Here is a 25,162-nt window from a genome sequence, read left to right on the forward strand (position 1 = left end):
CGGCGCCATCACTGCCAGGCTTTTCATGTCCGAACATTCGTTGCGCCGCGACGTCGGCCCTTTTGCGCTCATGCTCACCGGGCTGGGCTCGATCATTGGTTCCGGCTGGCTGTTCGGCGCCTGGCGCGCGGCCGGGCTGGCCGGTCCGGGCGCTGTCTGGGCCTGGATCCTGGGCGCGGCGATCATCACCACCATCGCGTTGTCCTACGCCGAACTGGGCGCGATGTTCCCCGAATCCGGCGGCATGGTGCGTTACAGCCATTATTCGCACGGCTCGCTGGTGGGCTTCATCGCCGGCTGGGCGAACTGGATCGCAATCGTCTCGGTCATCCCGGTCGAAGCCGAAGCCTCGGTGCAATACATGGCCTCCTGGCCGTGGGCCTGGGCGCAGGGTCTGTATGTGCAGGCACCTGGCGGCGCTGGCGAGTTGTCGGTGCCCGGGCTGCTGATTTCGGCGGTGCTGGTGCTGGTGTATTTCTTCCTCAATTTCTGGAGCGTCAAGCTGTTTGCGCGCTCCAACACCTTGATCACCGTGTTCAAGCTGGTGGTGCCGGCGGCGACCGGCGTGGCCTTGATCGCCAGCGGCTTCCACAGCGAAAACTTCAGCGTGGGCATCCATGGCGATGCCCATGTGCTCGACCTGGCGGCGGTGCTCACCGCGGTGGCCACCGCCGGCATCGTCTTCAGCTTCAACGGCTTCCAGAGCCCGGTGAACCTGGCCGGCGAGGCACGTAACCCGGGGCGCAGCATTCCGTTCGCGGTGCTCGGTTCGATCGCGCTGGCCACGGTGGTCTACGTGATCCTGCAGGTGGCCTATATCGGCGCGGTGCCGCCGGATCTGCTGGCCAAGGCCGGCTGGCACGGTATCGATTTCCGCTCGCCATTCGCCGAGCTGGCCATCATCGTCAACCTGCATTGGCTGGCGATGCTGCTGTACATCGATGCGTTCGTCAGCCCCAGCGGCACCGGCATTACCTATACCGCCACCACCGCGCGCATGGTTTACGGCATGGAAAAGAACGGCACCATGCCGGCCGCGCTGGGCAAGCTGCACCCGGTGTGGGGCGTGCCGCGCATGGCGATGTTCTTCAACCTGGCGGTGTCGTTCGTGTTCCTGTTCTTCTTCCGCGGTTGGGGCACGCTGGCGGCGGTGATCTCGGTGGCGACGATCATTTCCTATCTCACCGGACCGATCAGTGCGATGGCGCTGCGTCGCCACGCGCCGGAGTTGCATCGCCCGCTACGCATCGCCGCTTTGCCGGTGCTTGCTGGCGTCGCGTTCGTGATGGCGACCGAACTGCTGTACTGGGCGCGCTGGCCGCTGACCGGCGAGATCATCCTGCTGATGGTCGTGGCGCTGCCGGTGTACTGCTATTACCAGGCCAAGCAGGGCTGGCCGGATCTGCGCCGCAACCTCAAGGGCGCGGCCTGGATGATCTGCTACCTGCCGATCATTGCGCTGCTGTCCTGGGCCGGCAGCAGCGATTTCGGCGGCCATGGCTACCTGAGCTACGGCACCGACCTGGCGGTAGTCGCTGCAGTTGGCGTGGTTTTCTACATCTGGGGCGTCCGCAGCGGCTGGCGCACCCCGTCGGTGGAGCAGGCGGTGGCGCGGGCTTGAGTGGGGCGCGCCGCCGTACCGATTGAGTGCGGCTCTGCGTCAGAGGCAGTGCTTGGCGGGGCTTGATCGCAGCGGTGTTTCCGCCTGCGATGGCCTTGCCGGCCGATCGCGCTGCCACGTTCGCCGCGATGCAATGAGAAAAAACGGCCGGTGCAGTGCGCACCGGCCGTTTTTGTCTGGAATCATCTTTCAGGTGCGTGCTGCAGCGACATCCATCGCTGCAGCGGTGTATCAGGCGTTGGCCACCAACCGTGGCGCGCCATCGAAACGGTCCAGATCGCGCAGCAATTCGGTGTAGCGACGCAGGCGGCCCATCTCACGCATGTTGACGATGTCCTCGTGGCGCAGCTCGCGCTTGGAGGTCACTTCCTGTTTGTAGCGCAGCACTTCCGGGTAGCGGCGCGTCATGTCCAGCGCGTCGGCGACGCACTCGACCGAGTCGGCATCCGGGGTCACCCGCGCGCGGCTATTGAACGCGCGCAACCAGCGCTCGAAACCGGCACTGTGGTCGAACAGGTCGGCGATGTACCACATGATGAACAGGATCGATGCCCACGAGGTAAAGATGATCACCACGCGGCTGAAGGTCAGGTGGTAGTCGTTCTGCCACAGCTGATGCGTGATCACGCCCAGAAGCACCAGCGAAATCGCCTGCCAGCCGATGATCGAGGCGATCACCCACTGTTTCTTGGCGACCTTGAGCAGATCGAGCTCTTCGTCGAGCTGCGCATCGGTCTTGTCGCGCCAATAGACGACCTGCTCATCGAAGGAGCGCCGATGGAGTGCGTTGTCCTGCAATAGCAGGCCTAAACCCTGGAACAAAGCGATCATGACAAGCTCCTGACGGATGGCTGGCGAACGACGTGCTGCACCGGCGCTGGCCGGTGCCCTGGAGCGACCGACGCGCCTTGCGATGCAGGGCCGATGTCGGACGGCCCTAGTTCTAGCACTTTCGCCGTGCATGGCAATGCCTGCGGCGAACCTGTGACCGCGCAAAGTTGCGCACCCGTGCACAAAACGCTGAATTCAGCTGATTTGGCCGCGATAGCGCCAGATCGCGCGTGCCTTGCGTCGCCACTCTTGCTGCACTGCACACCTGGCAGTGCGGCAGTCGCGTGTCTGGCCGACGTGTGGACGATGGATTGGACGGCACCTTAGTTGCCTGTAAGCGGCCACCAAAACGACGCCACCGCCGCCGGGCGGGCGCTGCGGGTGTACGGAGCCGGGACTGCCACGGGTGTGTTGGCTCCTTCCGCATCGCCTGCGTCTTTCTGGCGATTGCTCAGCACCCCGTTGGCGCTTCACAAACGCCTGTGCGTGCTCGCTGGCTCGCCTGCGAGGAACGGCGGCGCATGTCTGCGCCTGACCGGCGGATGAGGCGCCTGTGCCAGACCGGACGCGCGCTGACGTGATCGTGCAGACGCACCCGTATCATGGCGGTATGTCTGCCGTCCTGCGAACCCTGACTGCCCCCGCCGCCGAACAGATCCGCCGCTGGGTGCTGGGCGCGTTTCCGCGTGGCCAGAGCACTATCGAATACGATCAGCCGCTGGGCGACCCCGGCATCTTCGGGCCCGATAGCGTCACCTGGCGCGTGCACTCCGAATTTCCCGGCATGTTGTCCGGCGGGTTGTGCGCATTGATGCTGCAACTGTTGCACCCGCGCGCGCTGGCCGGGGTCTACGACCACTCCAACTTCCGCGTCGACCTGGTCGGCCGGCTGCGACGCACCACCAACTTCGTCGCCGGCACGACCTACGCGCCGCAGGCCGAAGCCGAGCAGCTGATCGCGCGCGTGCGCGGTATCCATTCGCATATCCGCGGCCACACTGCCGATGGCGTGCCGTACGAAGCCAACGATCCGGCGCTGCTGACCTGGGTGCATGTCACCGAAGCCTATGGGTTTCTGCAGGGCTGCCGACGCTATTGCCGCGATGTGCCGGGCGCAATCGCCGACCGCTATTACGACGAAGCGCGCCGCGTGGCCGAAGCCCTGGGCGCCACCGACGTGCCCGCCAGCGAGGCCGAGGTGGATGCGTATTTTGCGTCGGTGCGCGGCGAGCTGCGCATGGATGCACGTTCGCGCGAGGTGCTCGACATCCTCACCAGCATCCAGCTGCCGGTGCCTGCGGCAGGCCTGTCGCGCGGTGTGTTCCTCGGCGCCGGCACTGCGTTGTTGCCGGGCTGGGCCAGCGACATGCTGGGCCGCACCACCACCCAACGCGCACAGGCTCGTGCATCCGCCCGCCTGCTGCGCAGCTTGTCGCCGCTGTTCCGCACCGCGTTGCGCGATGGCTTATCGGCCCGCGCCTGCAGGCGCATGCAGTTGGAACCGGCGACGTTGCTGCAGTGGCCTGAGTAGCGGTTTGGCAGGTGCGAGTTGTGTGTGGCTTGCGTGCTGGTTTAGTGCTGCATGGTGCTGCGGGTGCGGTTACATCGCCGCGACTACCGACCCTCACCCCAACCCCTCTCCCCCGAGAGATGCGTTTGGGTGAGGAATGGCGCGCGTGGAGCGACAACGCCAGGCATGTCGGGCCGACATCAGGCCGACACTGCAACCTACTGCACAGTCGGCGTTGCGGGCGATGGCAGAGTGAGCAGCATGACCGTCCGATGACGGCAGGCACGCTGACAGTCGCGTTTACATCGCCGCCTCACACGACCAACGCCAGCACTTACCAGATCTTGACCCGCTGTTCCGGCGCCAGATACAGCTGCTGATCCTGCTTGACATCGAAGGCCGGGTACCATGCATCCAGATTGCGCACGGTCTGCGCGCGAAAACGCCCGGGCGCATGCACATCGGTGAGCACGGCGTTGCGTAGCGCGGCGTCGCGGTACTTGCCACGCCAGGCTTGCGCAAACCCCAGGAAAAAGCGCTGATCGGGGCTGAAGCCATCGATGGTCTGCGGCTGCTTGCCCTGTAGCGACAACTGGTAGGCGTCGTACGCGGTGGCCAGGCCGGCGACGTCGGCGATGTTTTCGCCCAGCGTCAGCTTGCCGTTGACCGCCAGATCGTCGAACGGCTTGTAGGCGCCGAACTGTGCGGCAAGCGCATTGCCGGCGGTCTCGAATTTCTTCAGATCCTGCGGCGTCCACCAGTTGTGCAGCTCGCCGTGTTCGTCGAATAGTGCGCCCATGTTGTCGAAGCTATGGCTGATTTCGTGCCCGATCACCGCGCCGATCGCGCCGTAGTTCACCGCATCGTCGGCGGCGGGGTCGAAGAACGGCGGTTGCAGAATCGCGGCCGGGAAGAGCAGGCGGTTTTCCAGCGGCACATTCAGTGCGTTGACCTCCTGCGGCAGCAGGTACCACTCGCGATGATCGACCGCCTTGCCCAGCTTGGCGATGTTGCGGCGGTACTCGAACAGACCGGCGCGTTCCACGTTGCCCAGCGCATCGTCGCGACGCACATCGAGCGCGCTGTAGTCGCGCCAGCTGTCCGGGTAGCCCACCGCCACCGTCAATCCGGCGATCTTGGCCTTTGCATGTTGCTTGGTCTCCGGCGTCATCCATTCCAGCGCGTCGATGCGCTTGCCGAACGCGGCGATCAGATTCTTGACCATCTCTTCGGCGCGGGTCTTGGTTTGCGCGCTGACGTACTTCTGCACGTAGCGCTTGCCGACCGCTTCGCCCAATGCGGCGTTGGTGGCATCGATCCCGCGCTTCCAGCGCTGGCGCTGCTGCGGTGTGCCTTCCAGGGTGGTGCCGTAGAACGCAAACCGCTCATCGGCAAATGCCTTGGACAGATACGGCGATGCACGATCCAGCGCGCGAAAACGCAAATAGTCCTTCCAGGTGTGCAACGGCTCGGACCGCACCAGCGCCGACAACCCGCGTACGGCCTGCGGCTGCCACACGATAAAGTCCTGTTGCGCCTTCAGGCCGGCGGCATCGAAGAACAGCGCCCAGTCCAGGCCTGGCGCATTACGCGCGAAATCGGCTTGTTTCCAGGCATTTGCGCCCGCCTGCACATTGTTGGTCTGCTCGGGCGTGGCGTGCACGCGGGCGATTGCGACTTCCAGGGCCAGGATGCGCTCGGCCCTGGCCGGTGCATCGTCGATGCCGGCCAGTTCCAGCACCTTGACGATGTGGGCGCGGTAGGCGTCGCGCAGCTGCGCCATGCGCCCGCCGTCCAGATAGAAGCTGCGCTCGGGCATGCCAAGGCCGCCTTGCACCAGGTACGGCGCGTAGCGGCCGGGGTTGTGCAGATCCTGCGACACCCATAGGCCGAACAGACGGTCGGTGTAAAAGTTCGTCGAGTTGAGCAGGTCCACATCGGCGCGCAGTTGCCCGCCCAGGGTGCGTGCCAGCGCCTGCTTGTCTTCCAGCTGCGCGATGGCATCCAGCTCCGGTTGCACCGGTCGCACGCCCTTTGCCTCGATACTGGCTTCGTCCATGTAGGCGGCGTAATAGTCGCCGATCTGCTTGTCTTCGCCGGTGACGCGGTCGTTGGCGGCGGCGCCTTCGATGATGTCGCGGCTGTGGCGCTCGGTGTCGATGGCGATGCCGACGAAGCTGTTGAAGCTGGAGCGGTCGTCGGGAATCTGCGTGGTCTTGACCCAGTTACCGCTGGCGTAACTGAAGAAGTCGTCGCCTGGTGCCACGCTGCGATCCATGCCCGCCATATCGAAGCCGAAATCACCGAGCTTGGGCGTGCTGGGAGCGGGCGTGGTGCGGGTGTCGGCCGCTGGCGCCATGCCATCGCGGTGACAGGCTGCGGTGGTCAATGCCGCAGCAGCCATGGCAGCGATCAGGACAGGGCGGTGCAAAGAAGCCATGCGGCGCAACTCGGAGACAAGAACAAGGACCGCAGTGTAAGTGGCATGTGCTGCCACGTCCCGATCTGAGGGCAGGTGGCGCGGCATCCTGACGTGCCGCGGACACGCTCGGTTCAGCGCCGTCGCTGATACCAGAAGCCCAGCGCGTCGCGGGTCTGCAGCATGCGGCGGCCGCGCCACACAAATCGCAGCAGCAGGCCCAGGTGCTCGCGCTTGGAAAAACTGCGCAGCTTGCGGTCGGAGGTGTGGACGGTCTGGCGCAGGATCACAAAGCGCCCGCACCGCGCCAGTGCGCGGCTCAAGGCCACATCTTCGCCGGCGTAGTACCGCGTATCGAAGCCGCCGGCGCTGACGAAGGCCACGCGTGTGCAGAACAGAAAGCATCCGGGCGCGATGCCGGCAACGCGGAAAAACCAGCCGAACGCCGCTTGCGCGACGCGTTCGAACCAGGCCCGCTTGCCCTGCAGATGCACCTGCGCACCGCCACCCACCGCGCCAGCATCCAGCGCAGCCAATGCGGCGCCGACCACCTGCGGGTTGATCAAGGTGTCGGCATCCAGAAACAGCAGGCGCTCGCCTTGTGCGGCCTGCGCGCCCGCGTTGCGGGTGGCGGCGATATGCCGCAGCTCGACCTCCAGCACCTGCGCGCCGTTATCGCGCGCAATGCGTGCGGTGTCGTCCTCGCAGGCATCGGCCACCACGATCGCTTCGTAGTCCAGCTGCATCGCCTGTGCGCAGGCATGCAGGCACTGCAGCGTTTCGCCGATCAGTGCAGCCTCGTTGTGCGCGGGAATCACGAAAGACAACATTGGGCGCGGTGTGTGCGATGGTGCGCCCAGTGTGCAAGCAGGTGCGATGCGATGGCGTGAGTGCGTGCGATCGGCATAGCCATACCGTGCTCAGCTGGACGTGGCCGCCGGGGGCGGTGCGCGCATGTCTGCCGCCCGTATTTGTGCGTGCAGGCACTGTATGCAGAGGCTTTCAGTTGCCAGCGCGTGGCCGCAGCGATCGCTGTGGCCACGCGGTCATGGCTCAGCGGTTGAGCGCGCCCATCATGGCTTCGGGGTAACGCGTGCCGGCCGCGGCCTGCGCCGGGAAGATCGCATCGATGCGCGCCAGCTCGTCAGGCATCAGTGCCACCTCCAGCGCGGCGATGTTCTCGTCCAGATAGGCCACACGCTTGGTGCCGGGGATCGGGATCAGGTCCTGGCCCTGCGCCAGCACCCAGGCCAACGCCAGTTGCCCGGGCGTGATGCCCTTGTCGGCGGCGATCGCCTTGACCTGTTCGACCAACTGCAGGTTACGGATGAAGTTGTCGCCCTGAAAACGCGGCGAATGCCGGCGGTAATCGTCCGCGTCGAAGTCGTCGGGCGATGAGAACGCGCCGGTGAGAAAACCGCGGCCCAGCGGCGAGTACGGCACGAAGCCGATGCCGAGCTCGCGCACGGTGGCGAACACGCCGTTGTCTTCCGGCTCGCGCGACCATAGCGAATATTCGCTCTGCACTGCGGTGATCGGGTGTACGGCGTGTGCGCGGCGGATGGTGGCTGCGGCCGCTTCCGACAGCCCGAGAAAGCGCACCTTGCCCTGTTCGACCAGACGCGCCATGGCACCGACGGTGTCTTCGATCGGCACGTTGGGATCCACGCGGTGCTGGTAATACAGATCGATGTACTCGACGCCAAGACGGCGCAGGCTGGCCTCGCAGGCGGACTGCACGTAGTCCGGGCTGCCATCGATGCCGCGCACCGACGGGTCGTTGGGGTCGAGCTTGATGCCGAATTTAGTGGCCAGAAACACCTCGTGCCGGCGGGATGCGATCGCCTTGCCCACCAGCACTTCATTGGTGTGCGGCCCATACATGTCGGCGGTGTCGAGCAGGCTGATGCCGCGGTCGAGTGCGCGATGGATCACCGCGATCGAGGTGGCCTCATCGCTGCGATCGCCATAGAACGCGCTCATGCCCATGCAGCCAAGGCCGAGTGCGGAAACGGTGGGGCCGGATCGGCCAAGTGTGCGGGTTTGCATGCTGGGGGAAGCTCCGTGCAGCGAGGTAGGCGGGGAGAGTGACGCGGCGCACGTTAGCGCGATGTGGCCCACGCGCGAATGCTCGAGGCCGGTGAGGAGGGGGACGATGCCTGTTACTTGGGAATTGCAGCGCTGCACCGCGGTGCCCACGGATTTAACAGCTGCTGCGCTGAGCAAGGGGCCAGTTGTTGATGGCACTGAGTTACACGGCAGCGTCGTGTAGTGAGCAGCGTTCGCTGCGGCATTCGATGACCTGTGGCGACACACAACGCCTGCGTCTGGTTGCGCTTGCCGTATCGCCCATCGCGCGACGCGTTACAGACCCTGCAATCGGCACCCTTGACTGGTGCCGTCTTGCCTGATGCCGAAGACTGCGCGTGCGATGTTGCCGCACTCATCACGCTGTCGCCGATACACGGCGTTATTGCGCATTGCCCTGCGATCTGGTCATCACTGAGTGCAGTGCGCGCAGCCCCAGCGATCCTCCAGCGTGGTCACGCAACGCAGTCAATGCCAACGACATCGGCCAACCTGCACGCCTGCTCTCGGCGCCACGGCGGCAACCGCACCGTCAAACAAACCAATGCCCGCGCGTATCGAGCCGCCTCAAGCCGGCCCAACCGCGCGGGCGCTGCGATGCTGGCCTCAGCCCCTGAGCTTGTGGGCGAACTCGGCCACGCGCTTGCCAAGCAGTTTTGCGGTTTCCAGATCGCCGCTGCGCGGGGCTTCGTCGGGCGAGGCGTCCGAGGGCGAGATCGCCAGCGCACCGCCCCAACCGGCGGTCCAGTTGATGTCCTGCGGCCCGTGCGCCTTGGTGTTGGACGGCGGCAGACCGGTGCCGACCCAGACCTGCCCGTGCTGCTGCGACAAGGTCCAGAAATACTGGATGGTGGCGTACTTGTCGCCGTTCACCGAGGCCGAGTTGGTGAAGCCGGCGGCCACCTTGTCCTTCCACGCTTGCGCAAACCACGGCTTGGAGCTGGCATCGGCGAATTTCTTGAACTGCCAGGCCGGCCCGCCCATGTAGGTGGGGCTGCCGTAGATGATCGCGTCGGCTGCGCCGATCGCCTCCCAGGCCTCGTCGGGCAGGTTGCCGTCCTGGTCGATGCGGTACAGCGTGGCCTCGCCGACACTGGCGGCCCCTGCATGCACGGCTTCGGCCTGCTTGACGGTGTGGCCGTAGCCGCTGAAATACACGATGGCAATCTTGCTCATGGACGCTCCTGTTGGACGAGGGAGGCCGATTGTGTGCACACCGGCCGCGACAGATGAATGACCATGTGCGGGACGAACTGTTGCCGGGGCCGCTTGGGGCGGCCAATACAAGCACTGCACGGCCACCAGGCGGCGCAGCCGGCGCTCGGTGCGGAGAGGCTATTCATGCATGCCGGTCTGCGCGCGCCGCCACGCCAGCTGACGATCGCTGACGCGTGTTGCCCGCCGCTTCGGCCAGTAGCCGGCGCCAGGTGTGGCGTGTGCCAGGCTCCGGCTGCGTGCGTCGCCACACCAACCGACGAGTGCTGGTGAGTGTTGCCGACCGCGGTCAGCCGGCCGCCGGCTCGGCCAGGCACTCGAGCAGGTAGTCGATAAAACTGCGCACCTTCGGCGCCAGATGGCTGCGGCTGGCGTACACCGCAAAGATGCCGATCTCGCCAAGTTCGTAAGCGGGCAGGAGGCGCACCAGGCGGCCGCTGGCGATATGCGCATCGGCCAGGAAGTCCGGCTGCATCACGATGCCCTGGCCGGCCAGCGCTGCCGCATTGAGCACATGGCCGTTGTTGGCGCGCAGCCCGCCGTGGATGCGCACAGTGACATCGCCATCCGGGCCATGGAAACGCAGCTCGTCGCCGCTGGGCGAGTATTGGTACAGCAGGCATTCGTGGCCGGCCAGGTCGGACGGGTGCTTCGGTGTGCTGGCGCGCGCCAGATAGGCCGGCGCTGCGCAGGTCAGCAGTCGCACCTTGCCCAGCTGCCGCGCGATCAGCATCGGCGCCGGTTGACGGGTGATGCGGATGGCGACATCGAAGCCTTCTTCGACCATGTCGACCAGGCGGTCGGACAGCGACAGGTCCAGTTCCACCTGCGGGTAGCGTGCGCGAAAGCCGGGCAGCAGCGCGCCCAGACGCTCGATCCCGTAACTCACTGGCGCATTGACCCGCAGCACCCCGGACGGCTCCAGCGCTTGCGCCCCAATGGTGGCTTCCAGGTCGTCCAGGTCGGCCAGCAACTGCAGGCACCGCTGGTAATACGCCGTGCCCGCGCTGGTCAGGCTGACCCGCCGCGTGGTGCGGTTGAGCAGGCGCGTGCCGAGGCGTTGCTCGAGCGCGGCGACCTGGCGGGTGACGTTGGCGGTGGAACGGTCCAGCGCATCGGCCGCGGCGCTGAAGCCGCTGCGCTCGGCCACCGCGGTAAACACGCGCATCGCATCAAGGGTATCCATGGGTGCTCCGATTATTTCTTTAGCTGCAATAAATTATCCGAATGGAACGTATTTATCAGATTTCGGTAGCTAATAGGCTGTGCTGGTCTTCAGTGGAATGCCCATCATGTCCAGTTACCTCGCCATGCCTCGCACGGCCGCCTACGGCGCGGCGCTGCTGCGCATCAGTCTGGGCGCCCCGTTCCTGGTGCATGGCCTGACCAAGCTATTGGTGTTCACCCCGGCCGGCACCGTGCGCGACTTCCAGTCGTTGGGCCTGCCCGCCGCGCTGGCCTACCTCAGCATGGCGCTGGAACTCGGCCTGGGCCTGTCGTTGCTGTTGGGCCTTTACGCGCGTTGGGTGGCGCTGCTGGGCATTCCGCTGCTGCTGGGCGCCATCGTCAGCGTGCATGGCGCCAACGGGTTCGGTGTCTCCAACCCCGGCGGCGGTTGGGAGTACCCGGCGCTGTGGGCGGTGTTGCTGGTCGTCCAAGCGCTGCTGGGCGATGGCGCATTTGCGCTGAAGCCGGCGCGCTGATGCCTGTCATTTCGACGCCTGTCATTTCAAGGAGCCACGCATGAGCCGCATGCCATCGCTGTATATCTCGCACGGATCGCCGATGACGGCGTTGCAGCCGGGCCAGGTCGGGCTGCGCCTGGAAGAACTGCGCCAGCAATTGCCGCAGCCGCGCGCGATCGTCATCGCCACCGCGCACTGGTTAGGCCGCCGCCCGCTGGTCAGCGGCGCCGCGCGGCCGCCGACGATTCACGACTTCGGCGGTTTTCCTGCGCCGTTATACGAGTTGGAGTATCCCGCCCCCGGCGAGCCTGCGCTGGCGCAGCAGCTCACCCGCCGGCTGGAACAGGCCGGCCTGCATCCGCAGCTCGACCCGCAACGCGGCTTCGATCACGGCGTGTGGGTGCCGCTGCGTTTGCTGTACCCGGCGGCAGACATCCCTGTGGTGTCGGTGTCGATCCAGCCCGAGCTTGGCCCTGCCCACCAGTTTGCGGTGGGACGCGCGCTGGCGCCGTTGCGCGACGACGGCGTGCTGGTGATCGGCTCGGGCAGCATCACCCATAACCTGCACGATTTCCGCCACGGGTATAGCGTGGAACGCGAGGCGCCGTATGTGCGGCCCTTCATCGCATGGACCGAGCGCAAGCTGCTGCAAAACGACATCCCCGCGCTGCTCGACTATCGCCGCCAGGCGCCGTACGCCGAGCGCGCGCATCCCAGCGACGAGCACCTGCTGCCGCTGTATGTCGCGATGGGTGCGGCCGGCAGCGACCAGCTCGGTGCGCAGCGGATCGATGCCGGGATCGATCAGGGCGTTCTGGCGATGGATCTGTATCGCTTCGACGGCGATGCGGCGATTGCCGCTTGATCGGGTTGTGGACGCGAGTGTCGCCTTCGTGGCGGCACTGTGGCGATGACGGCAGCGCTCGAGATGACGGCGGTTACTGCGTCATTACGGTGAGGCCGCAATAAGGCATCACGCTTCACAACAGCGCTGGCCACATCACCGCTGCAGTGCAGCGCTGACAGTATCCCGTCATCCAGCGGGACCGCAGGTCGACGCATCACCGCACAACAGCGCTGACGGCATCATCGCCGCCGCAGCGCTCTGAAGCATTCACGATCTGCTGCGGCACAGTCTCATAGGCTGAGACTCCCTCGCTGCATGCTGCCCGCGTGAAACTCCTCGACAAGCTCGCCGTCCTTGCCGACGCCGCCAAATACGATGCCTCGTGCGCCTCCAGCGGCGCGAACAAGCGCAATTCGCTGGGCACGGGCGGCATCGGCAGCACCGAGGGCATGGGCATCTGCCACTCGTACACGCCCGATGGCCGCTGCGTGTCGCTGCTGAAGATCCTGCTGACCAACTTCTGCATCTTCGACTGCGCGTACTGCGTCAATCGCGTGTCCAGCAATGTGCGCCGCGCACGCTTCACGCCGGAGGAAGTGGTCACGCTGACGCTGGATTTCTACAAGCGCAATTACATCGAAGGCCTGTTTCTGTCCAGCGGCATCATCCGCAACTCCGACTACACCATGGAGCAGCTGGTGGAAGTGGCGCGGCAGCTGCGCGAGGTGCATCGTTTTGCCGGCTACATCCATCTCAAGACCATTCCCGACGCCGCGCCCGAGCTACTGGCGGCGGCCGGCCGTTATGCGGACCGTCTTAGCATCAATGTGGAGTTGCCGACCGAGCAGGGCCTGACCTTGCTGGCGCCGGAAAAAAGCGTTGGCGGCATTCGCTCGGCGATGGGCGAGCTGCGTTGGCGCATCGAAGAAAACCAGCTGGAGCGCAAGTCCGAAAAGGTGCGCCGTGCCAAGCCGCCGCGCTTTGCGCCGGCAGGCCAGAGTACGCAGATGATCGTTGGCGCCGACGATGCCAACGACCGCGCCATTTTGGACACCAGCCACAATCTCTACGGCAATTACCGCATGCGCCGGGTGTATTACTCGGCCTTCAGTCCGATCCCGGATGCATCGTCCAAGCTGCCGTTGCAGGCGCCGCCGTTGCAGCGCGAGCATCGGCTGTATCAGGCCGATTGGTTGCTGCGGTTCTACGAATTTTCGGTAGAGGAAATCGCGCCTGCACAATCCAGCGGCATGCTGGACCTGGATGTGGACCCCAAGCTGGCCTGGGCGCTGCGCAATCCGGAGCGATTTCCGGTGGATCTGAATGTGGCGCCGCGTGAGATGTTGTTGCGGGTGCCAGGGTTGGGTACCCGCAATGTGGAGCGGCTGCTGTTGTCGCGCCGGCATGCGCGGTTGCGGGTGGGCGACCTGGCGCGGCTGCGGGTGCCGATGAAGAAGCTGCTGCCGTTTGTGAGTGTGCTGGACCATCATCCGCGCCAGCGGCTGGACGATCCGGCGCGGTTGCGCGCGCAGTTGGCGCCTGCGCCGCGGCAGGCAAGTTTGTTCGATTGATGCGCCTGCCTTCTCCCATCGGGAGAAGGTGCCTGAAGGGCGGATGAGGGGGCGCCCGCAGGTATGACCTGGACGTTCCTGATTGCTGCCACGAATCCCCAACTTCGGTCGCCGAATCCCTGCTCCACGAGTTTGGGCGCCTTGCGGCGCGGGCGACTTTTGTGTTGGCAAACGTCACCAACACCGCCATCGCCTGATGCGATCCTGCGCGGGAGCGACGAAGCGATACCAACTGCAAAAAAAGCAGCAATACAGATGCAAGACACAACCAGAGTGCCGGCGACGAAGCGACAGCCGGATCGGAAATCTTGAGGTCAGGTGGACATGATGTTCAGCGCTGAGGTCGAACCACCGTGGAGTTTCGAGGCGTGGCGTGCGCTAGCGCGGGCAGCGTGGTGCGCGCAGGTGCAGCCGGACGATGTGGCGTGGAACGGTGGGGCGCAGGGCGGGTTGTTGATGGGGCAGGGGTTGCTGGAGTTGCCGGCGACCGTGCCGCCGCCGCGGGTGTCGGCGGACTTCATGCAGCTGGCTGCATCGGTGCTGTGCCATCGCGATCCACAGCGGCACGCGGTGCTGTACCGGTTGTTGTGGCGAATCGCCTCCGGCGAAAAGGCGCTGCTGGAGCGCGCCACCGATGTGGATGTACACCGCCTTCGGCAATGGCAAAAGGCGGTGCAGCGCGACACCCACAAGATGAAGGCATTCGTGCGCTTTCGGCGGTTGCCTGGAGAAGAGGAAGATTTCGTGGCCTGGTTCGAACCCGAGCACTGCATCGTGGATCGGGTGGCGCCGTTCTTCGCGCGGCGGTTTGCCGGCATGCAGTGGGCAATCCTTACGCCATACCGCAGCGTGCGCTGGGATGGCGAGACGTTGACGTTCGGCGATGCGGCGGTACGGTCGCAGGTGCCGGCCGACGACGCGCAGGAAACCCTGTGGCGCACGTACTACGCGCACATCTTCAATCCTGCGCGGCTCAACCCCACCATGATGCGGCAGGAAATGCCGCAGAAATACTGGAAAAACCTGCCCGAAGCGGCGCTGCTGCCGGAGTTGATCCGCGAGGCCGGTGTGCGGGTGCGCGAGATGGCCGAGCGTGCGCCCGAGCCGGTGCGGCGGCGCGTACCGGTGGCGCCCGCGCCCGCCGTGGAAGTTGTAACGCAAAGTCTGGCGCAGCTACGCACGGCCGCACGCGATTGTCGCCGCTGCGAGCTATGGCAACCGGCGACGCAAACGGTGTTCGGCGAAGGGCCGGACAATGCATCGGTGATGGTCATCGGTGAACAACCCGGCGACGAAGAGGACCTGAGCGGGCGTCCGTTCGTGGGCCCGGCCGGGCGTCTGTTCACCATGGCGCTCGGCGAGCTGGGTGTGGACCGTCAGGTGTTGTACGTGACCAATGCGGTCAAGCATTTCCGTTTCGAGCAACGCGGCAAGCGGCGCCTGCATCGCAATCCGGAGCGTGCGCATGTGCAGGCATGTAGTGGCTGGCTGCATGCCGAGCGTGCGCAACTGCGGCCCGCGCAGATCGTTTGTCTGGGGGCGACCGCCGCGCAAGCGGTGCTGGGGCCGGGCTTTCGCTTACTGCAGCAGCGTGGGCAGTGGCAACGGCTGGACGACGGCACGCCGGTATTGGCGACCGTGCACCCGTCCTGGGTGCTGCGACAAGGCTCCGAGGAGGCGCGCGAGGAAGGCTATCGCGGCTTTGTGGAGGACCTGCGGCAGTTGTTGGCGCCGCCGGGTGCGGCAAGCGATCTTTCCAAGGCATAAAAAAAGCGCGTGCAAATGCACGCGCATGGTGTCGGAGAACAAGACACCAAGTGAGGTCGCCGGCATGCCGGCGACCTCGTTACCGCCGCTTCGCGGTTGGGTCGCGCGTCTTGCAACTGCACGCGCATGAATCGGCGCATCGATGGGCCAGTGGACACGACCAACTCGTGCCTACAACGATCGCCCACCGACGCCATGCAATCACGCAGCAGCGAATGCGTCGCTAAGTGCCCACCGACAAACATGCGAGCCGTTTGCATCGGTGGGATATAGGAGCATGCGCCAGCGATCTGCCTGCAGTTACGGCATCAGCACCTTGTCGATCACATGGATCACGCCGTTGCTCTGATTGACGTCGGCAATGGTGACGGTAGCGGTGTTGCCCTTGACGTCGGTGAGGGTGACCTTCTTGCCATTGAGCTTTGCGGTCAGCGGCTCGCCCTGCACGGTGGTCAGCGTGGCGCTACCGCCGCCAGCCTTGATCTTGGCGATCAACGAGGCCGCGTCCACCTTGCCCGGTACCACGTGGTAGGTCAGCACCTTGGTCAGCGTCGGCTTGGATTCGGGCTTCAGCAGCGTGTCCACCGTGCCGGCCGGCAATGCGGCAAACGCAGCATTGGTCGGGGCGAAAACGGTGAACGGACCCGGGCCCTTCAGGGTGTCGACCAGGCCAGCGGCTTTGACGGCGGCCACCAGCGTGGTGTGGTCCTTGGAGTTGACCGCGTTATCGACGATGTCCTTGGTCGCCAGCATCGGCGCGCCACCCACCATCGGATTGGACGCAGCGTAAGCGGGAGCCATCGCGCTGGTGAGGGCAATAGCGGTGGCAATGGCAAGCGACTGGAATGAGGTCTTCATGAGGCATCGATCCTTTGGGTGAGCGATTACCTGGATGGCAATCGTGGATCTTGATACGCGGCCAGATGCGGCGCGGATGCATCACGCGTTTTTTACATAGAGATGCTGCGCTGCAACGTCGTCGCACTGCGCCATAGGAGCCGCGATCGGGTGGCCCTTGGTTGAGTCCGTTCGATCAGCGCTGGCCGCACGTGCCGACCGACGGCTGGAATACCCCATGGCGAAACCGCAGTGCAGGCGCGCGCGATCAGGGTGTGGCCAACTCCATCGGCGCCGCCGCTATCGCACACCTCCCTAATGCTGCACGAATGTTCGCGATTGGCAAAGGCGACGCCGCTCAGTGCGATTAGTCTTGATGCCCTTGCGTGATAATCATTTCTAAGGCGCTGTAGACCATGAAGTCCAAAAAAAGCGAATTCAATCGACTGGCGCTGCCGACAGTGTTGGTGGCAGGCGCGCTGGCGTTATTTGGCACTGCACACGCATCGGCCGTCAGGCCAACGCCAACGCCAACGCATGCGCCATCAGCGACCGCGGCTGCCCCTGCGAGTGGCAGTTATCGACCAGGGCAGAAATGGATTGTGCCGGGGGAGTGGGAATTCACGGTTGATTCTGCGCGCGTGGCCAAGGTCAAAATCCCCAACTATGGCGGCGGCTCGTGGGTTCCCACGCAAGTGATCCTGCTGACCTATCGCTACAAGAACATCGGATTCGACGACAGCGCCAACTACAAGGACGGCGGGCCGTCGACGCTGGCGTTTTCGAAAGCACATATCGACGTGTCCGATGCCAACGATGCGGACAACGGCGGCGCAGGCAATTACCCCGTGCACATCAAGCTTGCCGGAGATGCTGACGGTCAGACGCCCGGGAAGGAAATGGTGGGTGCGCAGTGGCCGTACGCCTTCAAGAAGAAGGTCAAGGCGGTCAAGGTGACGGTGAGTCACTACGACTCGAAGCTGAAACTGCATGAAGCGACCTTCCTGGTCCCGGTCGAGGGCGCTCGGCAATCGACGCGGCACGCGAACAGGCACGTTCGCCACAGCTGATCCGCGTTCGGCCAATCTGCGCGCGCATGCCGTCGGCATGCGCCGCATCGTGAACGATCACGTTGCCGGCTGCGTTCGACGGCACTGCGTTGCAGGCGAGCGAACCACTGTTGGCCTTGGCGATGGATCCATCGCTTGCGCGCTGCCCGCAACGCGCATCCGCATTGCGGGCCTGTTGCAGGGCCACCCTGGCGCTGCGCTTCATCGTGCTGCAGGCCATCTGTGTTGACGAATCACCGCCGCACCGTTGTGTCGCGTGTCCTTCCGGCAGCCACGGTGCCTGATCGATAGACACCGGCCACAGCGCTGCAGCACCACACCCTGGAGGCGGTCACCGCCACGGACCACGCCCAGGCCCAGGCGGTGCGGTGGTTTCATCGTCGGTTGCAAACCGGTATGTTCCCGTAGGTGCGTTGTTGTGCGTCGCGAGACGATGCCGCACGTGCGGCCGTCTCTTCTTCCGGGTTTTTATGCATTCGATCGATGTCGTCCTCGCCATGTTGCTGGCGGTCGCGGCCAGCGGTTATCTGATCCGCATCCTGCCGTTCTCGCTGCCGTTGCCGCTGGTCCAGATCGCGCTCGGCGCGGTGGTTTCGGGCGTGTTCGATGCGGGGCATGAGCTGGAACCGGAGTTGTTCTTCCTGTTGTTCCTGCCGCCGCTGCTGTTCCTGGACGGTTGGCGTATTCCCAAACAAGGCCTGTTCCGCGACAAGGCGGCCATTCTGGAACTGGCACTGGGCCTGGTGGTGTTCACCGTGGTCGGGGCCGGGTTGCTGATTCATTGGTTGATCCCGGCGATGCCGTTGGCCGTGGCGTTTGCACTGGCGGCGATCATCTCGCCAACCGACCCGGTGGCGGTGTCCTCGATCGCCTCCAAGGTGTCGATTCCCAAGCGGCTGATGCACATCCTGGAAGGCGAGTCGCTGCTCAACGATGCCTCCGGTCTGGTGTGCTTTCAGTTCGCGGTGGCCGCGGTGCTGACCGGCACCTTTTCGATCGCCAGCGCGTCGCTGACCTTCCTGTGGGTGGCGTTGGCCGGGCTGGCCCTGGGCGTGGCTACCACCTTCGGACTGAGCCGGATCCAGGCCTGGATCTGGCGCCACTTCGGCGAAGAACCCGGTTCGGCGATCCTGGTCAACCTGCTCACCCCGTTCGCCGCGTATCTGCTGGCCGAAGCCTTCCACGCCTCGGGCATCCTGGCCGCCGTGGCTGCCGGGGTGACCATGAGCTACGTGGAAATGGCAGGTAATGCGCCGGGCAATATGCGCCTGCAACGCTCGGCGGTGTGGGACACGGTGCAGTTCACCTTCAACGGCATCATCTTCGTGCTGCTGGGCGAGCAGTTGCCGGGCATCCTGGACGGCGCGGTGCGTAGTGTGCAGGAAGCCGGTCACCTCAACCCATGGTGGCTGGCGGTGTACGTGGCCACCATCAGCGCCAGCCTGATGGCGCTGAGGTTCGTGTGGGTCTTCCTGTCGCTGCGCTGGAACCTGTTCAAGGCGCAGCGACGCGGCGAGGCGCACGTGAGCCCGCCATGGCGGATCGTGGTGGCGGTGTCGCTGGCCGGTGTGCGCGGTGCGATCACCCTGGCCGGCGTGCTCACGCTGCCGTTGATGCTGGAGGACGGCTCGCCGTTCCCCGCCCGCCAGCTGGCGATCTTTCTGGCCGCCTCGGTGATCCTGGTGTCGTTGCTGGTGGCAAGCGTTGCATTGCCGCGGCTGCTACGCGGGCTGGAATTGCCGGAAGAAGAAGACGAGCAGCTCAAGGAAGATCTGGCAGTGAAGGCCGCCTCGCAGGCGGCACTGGAGGCGGTGGAAAAGCTGCGCCAGCGGCTGGTGCACGACAGTACGCATGCCGAGCGCTACAACGCGGCCGCCAACCAGGTCAGCCAGCGTTATCAACGCAAGCTCGGCGCGGTGGACATGGCCGAGACCGATCCGGAAGAAGCCGGTGCCTACGAGCAGGCCCTACGCCAGTTCCGTCACGCTGCCCTGGTGGCCGAGCGCAACGAGTTATTCAAGCTTGCCCGCCGCCGCGAGATTTCCGACGATCTGTCGCGCAGGCTGGTGCGTAATCTGGATTTGATCGAGTCGCGCAAGCGCGCTTGAGGGTAGGGATTGGGGCGTCGTGAGTGGGGATTCGCAACAGCCGGGCAACGGCACGCCCGTCGTAGGAGCGCAACTGGGCGCGACGGGGCCGTACGTGCGGTGCGCGCTCATGCGCGCAGGAATCGGGAATCGGGAATCGGGAATCGCAAGAGCCAGGCCGGTAGCCACGGTCTTTTGTAGGAGCGCACCTGGGCGCGCCGGAGCTGTACGTGTGGTGCGCGCTTATGCGCGCAGGGAATCGGGAATCGCAAGAGCCGGGCCGGTAGCCACGGTCTTTTGTAGGAGCGCACCTGGGCGTGACGGGCCGTGCGTGTAATGCGCGTGCTCACGCGCTGGTGAGGCGGGAGTCCTACGAGCAACAGCAGCCGCAACCGCCATCACGGCGACTCGGGAGACACCATCCCATCTGCCCCCCTCCCATCGTCACGGCGCAGCGCCTACCCTGTGGCGCTTATCGTCCCCGTGCAGAACCCATGACGCCCATCGTTTCCATCCAGGGATTGAGCAAGACCTACGCCGGCGGTTTTCAGGCCCTCAAACAGGTGGATCTGGACATCCAGCGCGGCGAAATCTTCGCGCTGCTCGGGCCCAACGGCGCGGGCAAGACCACCTTGATCAGCATCATCTGCGGACTGATCAACCCCAGCACCGGTACCGTGCTGGCCGATGGTCACGATATCGTGCGCGACTACCGCGCCGCACGCGCGAGCATCGGGCTGGTGCCGCAGGAATTGGCCACCGACGCGTTCGAAACGGTGTGGGCCACGGTGCGTTTCAGCCGCGGCCTGTTCGGCAAACCGGCCAACCCGCAGTACCTGGAAGCGGTGCTGCGCGAGCTCTCGCTGTGGGACAAGCGCAACAACAAGATTTCCACGCTATCGGGCGGCATGAAACGGCGTGTGCTGATCGCCAAGGCGCTGGCGCACGAGCCGCGCATCCTGTTCCTGGACGAGCCCACCGCCGGTGTGGACGTGGAGCTGCGTCACGACATGTGGCAGATGGTGCGGCGCCTGCGCGAGCAGGGCACTACCATCATCCTGACCACCCACTACATCGAGGAAGCCGAAGATATGGCCGACCGCGTCGGCGTCATCAATCGCGGCGAGCTGGTGCTGGTGGAAGACAAACACACGCTGATGCACAAGCTGGGCAAGAAACAGCTCACGCTCAGCCTGCAATCGCCATTGCACACGCTGCCCACCGCGTTGGCAGATTTGCCGCTGGAATTGTCGGCCGATGGCAATAGCCTGATCTACACCTTCGACACCCAGGCCGAGCAGACCGGGATCGGTGCGTTGTTGCGCCGGCTCAACGAGCACGGCATCGACTTCAAGGACCTGCATTCCAGCGAAAGCTCGCTGGAAGAGATCTTCGTCAACCTGGTGCATGGCGCACGCGCTGCGGAGGCACACGCATGAACCGGCATGCGATTGCAGCGATCTATCGTTTCGAAATGGCGCGCGCTTTCCGCACGCTCACTCAGTCGATCGCCTCGCCGGTGCTCTCGACCTCGCTGTATTTCGTGGTCTTCGGTGCGGCCATCGGCTCGCGCATGGGCGACATCGACGGTATCAGCTACGGCGCCTTCATCATTCCCGGGCTGGTGATGCTGTCGCTGCTCAACGAGAGCATTTCCAACGCCTCGTTCGGCATCTACATGCCGCGTTGGGCCGGCACCATCTACGAGGTGTTGTCCGCGCCGGTGGCGTGGTGGGAAATCGTGATCGGCTACGTGGGCGCGGCCGCCAGCAAGTCGGTGATGCTGGGCTTGTTGATTCTGCTCACCGCGCGGCTGTTCGTGCCGTATGAGATCGCCCACCCGGTGTGGATGCTGGGCTTTCTGGTGCTCACCGCGCTGACTTTCAGCCTGTTCGGTTTCATCATCGGCATCTGGGCCAACGGCTTCGAAAAGCTGCAGGTGATTCCGCTGATGGTGGTGACGCCGCTGACCTTCCTGGGCGGCAGTTTCTACTCGATCAACATGCTGCCGCCAATCTGGCAGAAGGTCACCTTGTTCAACCCGGTGGTGTATCTGATCAGCGGTTTCCGCTGGAGCTTCTACGGCAAGGCCGACGTGCACATCGCAGTGAGCACCGGCATGACGTTCTTGTTTCTGGTGGTGTGCCTGGGCGTGGTGGCGGCGATCTTCCGCAGCGGTTACCGGCTCAAGGCGTGAGCGGTGAGTGCAGTGGTGTTGTCGGCCGCATCCTGGTGCATGCCTTCGCAAGTCCAGGTCAAACGCATCGGAAGTCCAGGTCAAACGCTGAGTGGATCGAGTGCGCGGTGCCCGCGCCGCTTGCGGGACACGCCGTCAACCCATCCCTGGGGGCTCGGTGGCGGCATCCATGCCGCCACACGGTCCCGCAATCGGCGAGGACACCGCACCAGAGAGTTTGCTGGCTGCTTTACTCAACGCCATGCATCCCGATCATCCAGACGGGTCCTTGCCTGCCTACCGTCGCGGGACCTTACGCGGCATGCATGCCGCGTAAGCGCTGACAAGGACGTCCTTGCAGCGTGTCCCGCGATGGTAGGTAGGCAAGGGCCCTGCAGCAAACTCGCAGCTCAGCAGCTGTGCAATAGAACAGCTTGAAGTAGTGTGGTCAGCCGCTCTTACTCGGCAGCAGGCTTGGCGTCGCTCTTGGTGTCCAGGAAGTAGGCCACCACCTCACCCTTGACCTTCATCGTCATCGGGTTACCGCGACGGTCGCGCGCCTTGCCGACCTGCACCTTGATCCAGCCTTCGCTCACCGAGTATTCCTCCACGTTGTCGCGTTCGACACCATTGAAACGCACGCCGATGCCGCGGTTGAGGGCCTCGGCATCGTGGAACGGGCTGCGTGGGTCGATGGCCAGATGATCGGGAGGGGTATCGCTCATGGGGAAGGCATCATGACGGGCCGGGATAGCCGTCTTCGGCCGCACAGGATACGTGCCTGCGCCGGGAAGACCAGCCTCGATGCCACGACGCGCGCGCCCGCCGGTTTGCTTGCGCCGCGTGAGGCGTCACACTTCGCACCTGCAATCCTTGAGCGAGACCGCCATGCCCGACAACAGTGCCGATTACGAAGACGACGAAGGCCTGCCGCCCGAGACCGACGAAGACGATGTCGACGACCATCCGGCGCGGGTCTGGAATCTGCTGGTGCTGATCAACCCGGGCGACGAAGAGACCGCGCTGGGTCAGTTCGACGCCTGGCGCGAAGCGCAGGCCGAGGCGGACGAGGACGATGAAGACGATGCCTGGCTGTGGGCGCTGAAGGACACCATCGACTGGCGCTCGGGCTTTTACGTCGACTGGAAGGACACCGATTCGTTCATTGCCGCCATCGACGAGCTCAGCGCGCGCTGGAACCTGCGGATCGATTGGGGCGGCGACCTGGACGACGAAGAATTCGCCAACGGCCTTGGCGTGCCCGACCTGATGGCGGTGGCCTTCGACCGCCTGCGCGAGCATGGTTATTCGCTGTGGAACTGGAACACCGGCGGCGATGCCTATGCCGGCTGGATCGCGCTAAGTCGCGACGACGAGGCGATGCTGGCGTTGACCTCGCTGCTGGACGTGGAAGTGCGGCTGGGCAACGAGGCGTTTTAAGCCGGGCGCAACACCGGTGCCGGAGGTGGTGTGCACCACCTCCGGCACGCTTACCGATTACTGCCGCGCCATCAGCGACACGTTGTTGAACCCCCCTGTGCCGCCGACCAACTTGATGTAGTAAGTGCCGGTCTGCGGTGCGGTCAGCCGTAGCGTCTGCGCGCTGCCGGTGCGTGCGGACTTCAACGCGTAGCTGCTGGTGGTCGGCTCGACGTCGTAGCTGAGATACAGCGCGACGTTGCCGCCGCCACCGAAGCTGAGCACATTCAAGGCGCTGCCGGCGGTGGCGGCGAAGCGATAAGTTTTTTCCTCGCTTTGACCGCCGCTCTGACCGGTCAGGGCGACGCGGTTGGTCAGGCTCACGGTGACCGGTATGCAGGCGCTGCCGCTGCAACTGTTCTGCACGTAGTCCAGCGCCGCGGTGGCATCGACAATCCCGGTGCCGATCGCGCGGCCGGCCGGTGGTCTGACCGGGAAGGTGCGCGCAGTCTGGCGCAGCATGGCTTCCATCTGCGCAGGGGCCAGCGGGGTCTTGCCGGAGGCGGCCAACGCGCTCTGTACCAGGGCGGCCACTGCGGCCACATGCGGGGTGGCCATCGAAGTGCCGGCAAAGCCGACGTATTCGTACTCGCCGGAGGTGGGCGTGGTTTGGCCGCTGTAGCCGGTCGACAGCACCACCCCGTCCCAGCCGCCGTTGCCGGTATCGTCGGTGGCGCCGCCGCCGGGGCCGGACAGATCCACGCTGCTGCCGAAGTTGGAGTAGAACGCGATCCCGCCGGTGATGCGGGTGGCGCCCACCGTGATCACGTTGCCGCAGCTCGACGGGCTGAACTGCGAGGCATTGCTGGCCTCGTTGCCTGCCGCCACCACCACCACCGCACCGTTGGCCACTGCGGTGTCGATGGCGCTTTGGGTATTGCTGTCGCATGTGCCCGGGCCGCCCAGGCTCAGGCTGATGACCTCGGCCGGATGGGCATTGTCCGGCACTCCGTCGACATGGCCGCCGGAGGCCCACACCATGGCATCGGCGATGTCCGAGCTGGTACCGCCACATTGACCGAGCACGCGTACCGGCAGGATCTGCGCGTCGTAGGCGGCGCCGGCGCCGCCGATCGTATTGTTGGTGAGTTCGCCGACCGTGCCCGCGGTATGGGTACCGTGCCAGCTGCTGGAGCGTGCCGGCAGTCCGCAGAAGTTGTCCTCTTCGGTCCAGTCGCCGTAGTCCAGCGCGCCCGGCACGCGCGCGTCGCTGTCGCGGCGGGAGATCGTCGCATTGGTGATGAAGTCGTAGCCCGGCAGGATGTGGTCGTTGTTCTTCAGGTCCGGATGGTCGGGCAGGATGCCGGTGTCGAGCACCGCCACCACCACGCCGGCACCGGTGGAGCTCTCCCAGGCTTGCGGGGCACGGATGCCGCCGATGCTGTCCTGCAGATGCCACTGGAACTCGGCATACAGGCGGTCGTTGGGGGGCACGGCGGTGGCAGTGGCCTGCGGCGTCGCTGCGACGGCACCGGCCTTGAGCCTGGGCCCTGCAATGTCATCGACCGCGCGCAGCATGCGGTCGAATTCGGCGTATTGCACTTGTGGATCGGCGCGCAGTTCGCCCAGCAACTTGGCCTGGTCGGCGCTGCTGAGCGTGCGCGCAAGGTCCAGCAGGCTGGCGCCGGTGCCGGTACGCCGCAGCACGCGTGCGTTGAGCGGCGTGGCACGCGCCGTGCCGCTGGCCGCGCGCAGGACTCCGGCGCGGTTGGCGGCTGCAGACAGGATCGCCAGACGCGAGCCGTCGGACGGCACGCTGCTTTTGTATTTGACGATCAGGCGAGCGGGGAGTGCGGCAGGGTCGCCGGCCGTCGGCAGGCCGCGCAGGCTGAGTTGGTCGGTGGCCGCATGGGCCTGAAACGTGGCCGTGGCCAGGATTGCGCTCAATAGCAGGGGCTTGAGCGGTAGCGAAGCGTTGTTCATGGGATGGCTCTCGCAAGAATCGATGGAGTTAAGGGG

General features: G+C 65.2%; 19 protein-coding genes and 1 pseudogene. 11 read left to right on the forward strand and 9 right to left on the reverse strand.

The annotated features are described in order from the left end of the window. The first annotated feature begins 25 nt into the window (after window positions 1-25). On the forward strand, window positions 26-1,621 hold the full coding sequence (locus tag XdyCFBP7245_RS07050) for an APC family permease (RefSeq protein WP_104615012.1): 1,596 nt from the start codon (window positions 26-28) through the stop codon (window positions 1,619-1,621). A 231-nt stretch (window positions 1,622-1,852) separates the two neighbouring features. Here the strand turns inward: XdyCFBP7245_RS07050 and XdyCFBP7245_RS07055 are convergent. Further along, window positions 1,853-2,571 (reverse strand): annotated as a pseudogene (locus XdyCFBP7245_RS07055) (hypothetical protein). A 491-nt stretch (window positions 2,572-3,062) separates the two neighbouring features. On the opposite strand from XdyCFBP7245_RS07055, the gene XdyCFBP7245_RS07060 reads away from it, so the two are divergent. Continuing rightward, on the forward strand, window positions 3,063-3,983 hold the full coding sequence (locus XdyCFBP7245_RS07060) for an oxygenase MpaB family protein (RefSeq protein ID WP_104615013.1): 921 nt from the start codon (window positions 3,063-3,065) through the stop codon (window positions 3,981-3,983). A gap of 313 nt (window positions 3,984-4,296) precedes the next feature. Here XdyCFBP7245_RS07060 and XdyCFBP7245_RS07065 read toward each other — a convergent pair whose 3' ends face one another. The 5 genes from XdyCFBP7245_RS07065 to XdyCFBP7245_RS07085 all read right to left on the reverse strand — a co-directional run bounded on the left by XdyCFBP7245_RS07065 (window position 4,297) and on the right by XdyCFBP7245_RS07085 (window position 10,870). Further along, window positions 4,297-6,366 (reverse strand): M13 family metallopeptidase, encoded by a 2,070-nt coding sequence (locus XdyCFBP7245_RS07065; protein ID WP_104615014.1) that lies wholly within the window; start codon window positions 6,364-6,366, stop codon window positions 4,297-4,299. Between the two features lie 149 nt (window positions 6,367-6,515). After that, window positions 6,516-7,211: a glycosyltransferase gene (locus XdyCFBP7245_RS07070; protein WP_104615015.1), complete on the reverse strand. Its 696-nt coding sequence runs from the start codon at window positions 7,209-7,211 to the stop codon at window positions 6,516-6,518. A gap of 223 nt (window positions 7,212-7,434) precedes the next feature. Beyond that, the gene (locus XdyCFBP7245_RS07075; protein WP_104615016.1) at window positions 7,435-8,430 is read right to left on the reverse strand and encodes an aldo/keto reductase; all 996 of its coding nucleotides are present in this window, start codon (window positions 8,428-8,430) and stop codon (window positions 7,435-7,437) included. A 645-nt stretch (window positions 8,431-9,075) separates the two neighbouring features. Next, on the reverse strand, window positions 9,076-9,645 hold the full coding sequence (locus XdyCFBP7245_RS07080) for a flavodoxin family protein (protein ID WP_104615017.1): 570 nt from the start codon (window positions 9,643-9,645) through the stop codon (window positions 9,076-9,078). A 328-nt stretch (window positions 9,646-9,973) separates the two neighbouring features. Beyond that, window positions 9,974-10,870, reverse strand: a complete 897-nt coding sequence (locus XdyCFBP7245_RS07085; protein WP_104615018.1) for a LysR family transcriptional regulator — start codon at window positions 10,868-10,870, stop codon at window positions 9,974-9,976. Window positions 10,871-10,976: 106 nt separating this feature from the next. Here XdyCFBP7245_RS07085 and XdyCFBP7245_RS07090 point away from each other — a divergent pair, with 106 nt between their 5' ends. The 4 genes from XdyCFBP7245_RS07090 (at window position 10,977) to XdyCFBP7245_RS07105 (ending at window position 15,554) form a co-directional block, all read left to right on the forward strand. Further along, window positions 10,977-11,387: a DoxX family protein gene (locus tag XdyCFBP7245_RS07090; RefSeq protein ID WP_104615019.1), complete on the forward strand. Its 411-nt coding sequence runs from the start codon at window positions 10,977-10,979 to the stop codon at window positions 11,385-11,387. Between the two features lie 40 nt (window positions 11,388-11,427). Next, the gene (locus XdyCFBP7245_RS07095) at window positions 11,428-12,234 is read left to right on the forward strand and encodes a DODA-type extradiol aromatic ring-opening family dioxygenase (RefSeq protein ID WP_104615020.1); all 807 of its coding nucleotides are present in this window, start codon (window positions 11,428-11,430) and stop codon (window positions 12,232-12,234) included. Between the two features lie 308 nt (window positions 12,235-12,542). Further along, window positions 12,543-13,787 (forward strand): putative DNA modification/repair radical SAM protein, encoded by a 1,245-nt coding sequence (locus tag XdyCFBP7245_RS07100; RefSeq protein ID WP_104615021.1) that lies wholly within the window; start codon window positions 12,543-12,545, stop codon window positions 13,785-13,787. A gap of 327 nt (window positions 13,788-14,114) precedes the next feature. Further along, complete coding sequence (locus tag XdyCFBP7245_RS07105; RefSeq protein ID WP_104615110.1) at window positions 14,115-15,554, forward strand: UdgX family uracil-DNA binding protein; 1,440 nt, start codon at window positions 14,115-14,117, stop codon at window positions 15,552-15,554. 300 nt (window positions 15,555-15,854) lie between these two features. Here XdyCFBP7245_RS07105 and XdyCFBP7245_RS07110 read toward each other — a convergent pair whose 3' ends face one another. Continuing rightward, the gene (locus XdyCFBP7245_RS07110; RefSeq protein ID WP_170068558.1) at window positions 15,855-16,412 is read right to left on the reverse strand and encodes a fasciclin domain-containing protein; all 558 of its coding nucleotides are present in this window, start codon (window positions 16,410-16,412) and stop codon (window positions 15,855-15,857) included. Window positions 16,413-16,807: 395 nt separating this feature from the next. On the opposite strand from XdyCFBP7245_RS07110, the gene XdyCFBP7245_RS07115 reads away from it, so the two are divergent. The 4 genes from XdyCFBP7245_RS07115 (at window position 16,808) to XdyCFBP7245_RS07135 (ending at window position 21,745) form a co-directional block, all read left to right on the forward strand. Next, window positions 16,808-17,461, forward strand: a complete 654-nt coding sequence (locus XdyCFBP7245_RS07115) for a hypothetical protein (protein ID WP_228323614.1) — start codon at window positions 16,808-16,810, stop codon at window positions 17,459-17,461. A 470-nt stretch (window positions 17,462-17,931) separates the two neighbouring features. Continuing rightward, window positions 17,932-19,569 carry a Na+/H+ antiporter gene (locus XdyCFBP7245_RS07125; protein ID WP_104615024.1) on the forward strand — a complete coding sequence of 546 codons (1,638 nt, stop codon included), beginning with the start codon at window positions 17,932-17,934 and terminating at the stop codon, window positions 19,567-19,569. 473 nt (window positions 19,570-20,042) lie between these two features. Further along, entirely contained in the window at window positions 20,043-20,987 is a 945-nt protein-coding gene (locus tag XdyCFBP7245_RS07130) for an ABC transporter ATP-binding protein (RefSeq protein WP_104615025.1), read from the forward strand. Beyond that, window positions 20,984-21,745 carry an ABC transporter permease gene (locus XdyCFBP7245_RS07135; protein WP_104615026.1) on the forward strand — a complete coding sequence of 254 codons (762 nt, stop codon included), beginning with the start codon at window positions 20,984-20,986 and terminating at the stop codon, window positions 21,743-21,745. The genes XdyCFBP7245_RS07130 and XdyCFBP7245_RS07135 overlap by 4 nt, the downstream gene beginning before the upstream one ends. 437 nt (window positions 21,746-22,182) lie before the next feature. Here XdyCFBP7245_RS07135 and XdyCFBP7245_RS07145 read toward each other — a convergent pair whose 3' ends face one another. Continuing rightward, window positions 22,183-22,449, reverse strand: a complete 267-nt coding sequence (locus XdyCFBP7245_RS07145; RefSeq protein ID WP_104615028.1) for a DUF3297 family protein — start codon at window positions 22,447-22,449, stop codon at window positions 22,183-22,185. 163 nt (window positions 22,450-22,612) lie between these two features. Here XdyCFBP7245_RS07145 and XdyCFBP7245_RS07150 point away from each other — a divergent pair, with 163 nt between their 5' ends. After that, entirely contained in the window at window positions 22,613-23,164 is a 552-nt protein-coding gene (locus XdyCFBP7245_RS07150) for a DUF6630 family protein (protein WP_104615111.1), read from the forward strand. Between the two features lie 57 nt (window positions 23,165-23,221). Here the strand turns inward: XdyCFBP7245_RS07150 and XdyCFBP7245_RS07155 are convergent, their stop codons facing one another. Next, a complete protein-coding gene (locus XdyCFBP7245_RS07155) occupies window positions 23,222-25,126 on the reverse strand; it encodes a S8 family peptidase (protein ID WP_104615029.1) in 1,905 nt (634 codons plus the stop codon). Window positions 25,127-25,162 lie beyond the last annotated feature (36 nt).

This window comes from Xanthomonas dyei, from assembly GCF_002939865.1.
Lineage (GTDB): Bacteria > Pseudomonadota > Gammaproteobacteria > Xanthomonadales > Xanthomonadaceae > Xanthomonas > Xanthomonas dyei.

Coding starts and splice junctions, on each gene's coding strand:
- XdyCFBP7245_RS07050 (WP_104615012.1), top strand. CDS start 26: ATGTCCGAACATTCGTTGCGCCGCGACGTCGGCCCTTTTGCGCTCATG.
- XdyCFBP7245_RS07060 (WP_104615013.1), top strand. CDS start 3,063: ATGTCTGCCGTCCTGCGAACCCTGACTGCCCCCGCCGCCGAACAGATC.
- XdyCFBP7245_RS07065 (WP_104615014.1), bottom strand. CDS start 6,366: ATGGCTGCTGCGGCATTGACCACCGCAGCCTGTCACCGCGATGGCATG.
- XdyCFBP7245_RS07070 (WP_104615015.1), bottom strand. CDS start 7,211: ATGTTGTCTTTCGTGATTCCCGCGCACAACGAGGCTGCACTGATCGGC.
- XdyCFBP7245_RS07075 (WP_104615016.1), bottom strand. CDS start 8,430: ATGCAAACCCGCACACTTGGCCGATCCGGCCCCACCGTTTCCGCACTC.
- XdyCFBP7245_RS07080 (WP_104615017.1), bottom strand. CDS start 9,645: ATGAGCAAGATTGCCATCGTGTATTTCAGCGGCTACGGCCACACCGTC.
- XdyCFBP7245_RS07085 (WP_104615018.1), bottom strand. CDS start 10,870: ATGGATACCCTTGATGCGATGCGCGTGTTTACCGCGGTGGCCGAGCGC.
- XdyCFBP7245_RS07090 (WP_104615019.1), top strand. CDS start 10,977: ATGTCCAGTTACCTCGCCATGCCTCGCACGGCCGCCTACGGCGCGGCG.
- XdyCFBP7245_RS07095 (WP_104615020.1), top strand. CDS start 11,428: ATGAGCCGCATGCCATCGCTGTATATCTCGCACGGATCGCCGATGACG.
- XdyCFBP7245_RS07105 (WP_104615110.1), top strand. CDS start 14,115: ATGTTCAGCGCTGAGGTCGAACCACCGTGGAGTTTCGAGGCGTGGCGT.
- XdyCFBP7245_RS07110 (WP_170068558.1), bottom strand. CDS start 16,412: ATGAAGACCTCATTCCAGTCGCTTGCCATTGCCACCGCTATTGCCCTC.
- XdyCFBP7245_RS07115 (WP_228323614.1), top strand. CDS start 16,808: ATGAAGTCCAAAAAAAGCGAATTCAATCGACTGGCGCTGCCGACAGTG.
- XdyCFBP7245_RS07125 (WP_104615024.1), top strand. CDS start 17,932: ATGCATTCGATCGATGTCGTCCTCGCCATGTTGCTGGCGGTCGCGGCC.
- XdyCFBP7245_RS07130 (WP_104615025.1), top strand. CDS start 20,043: ATGACGCCCATCGTTTCCATCCAGGGATTGAGCAAGACCTACGCCGGC.
- XdyCFBP7245_RS07135 (WP_104615026.1), top strand. CDS start 20,984: ATGAACCGGCATGCGATTGCAGCGATCTATCGTTTCGAAATGGCGCGC.
- XdyCFBP7245_RS07145 (WP_104615028.1), bottom strand. CDS start 22,449: ATGAGCGATACCCCTCCCGATCATCTGGCCATCGACCCACGCAGCCCG.
- XdyCFBP7245_RS07150 (WP_104615111.1), top strand. CDS start 22,613: ATGCCCGACAACAGTGCCGATTACGAAGACGACGAAGGCCTGCCGCCC.
- XdyCFBP7245_RS07155 (WP_104615029.1), bottom strand. CDS start 25,126: ATGAACAACGCTTCGCTACCGCTCAAGCCCCTGCTATTGAGCGCAATC.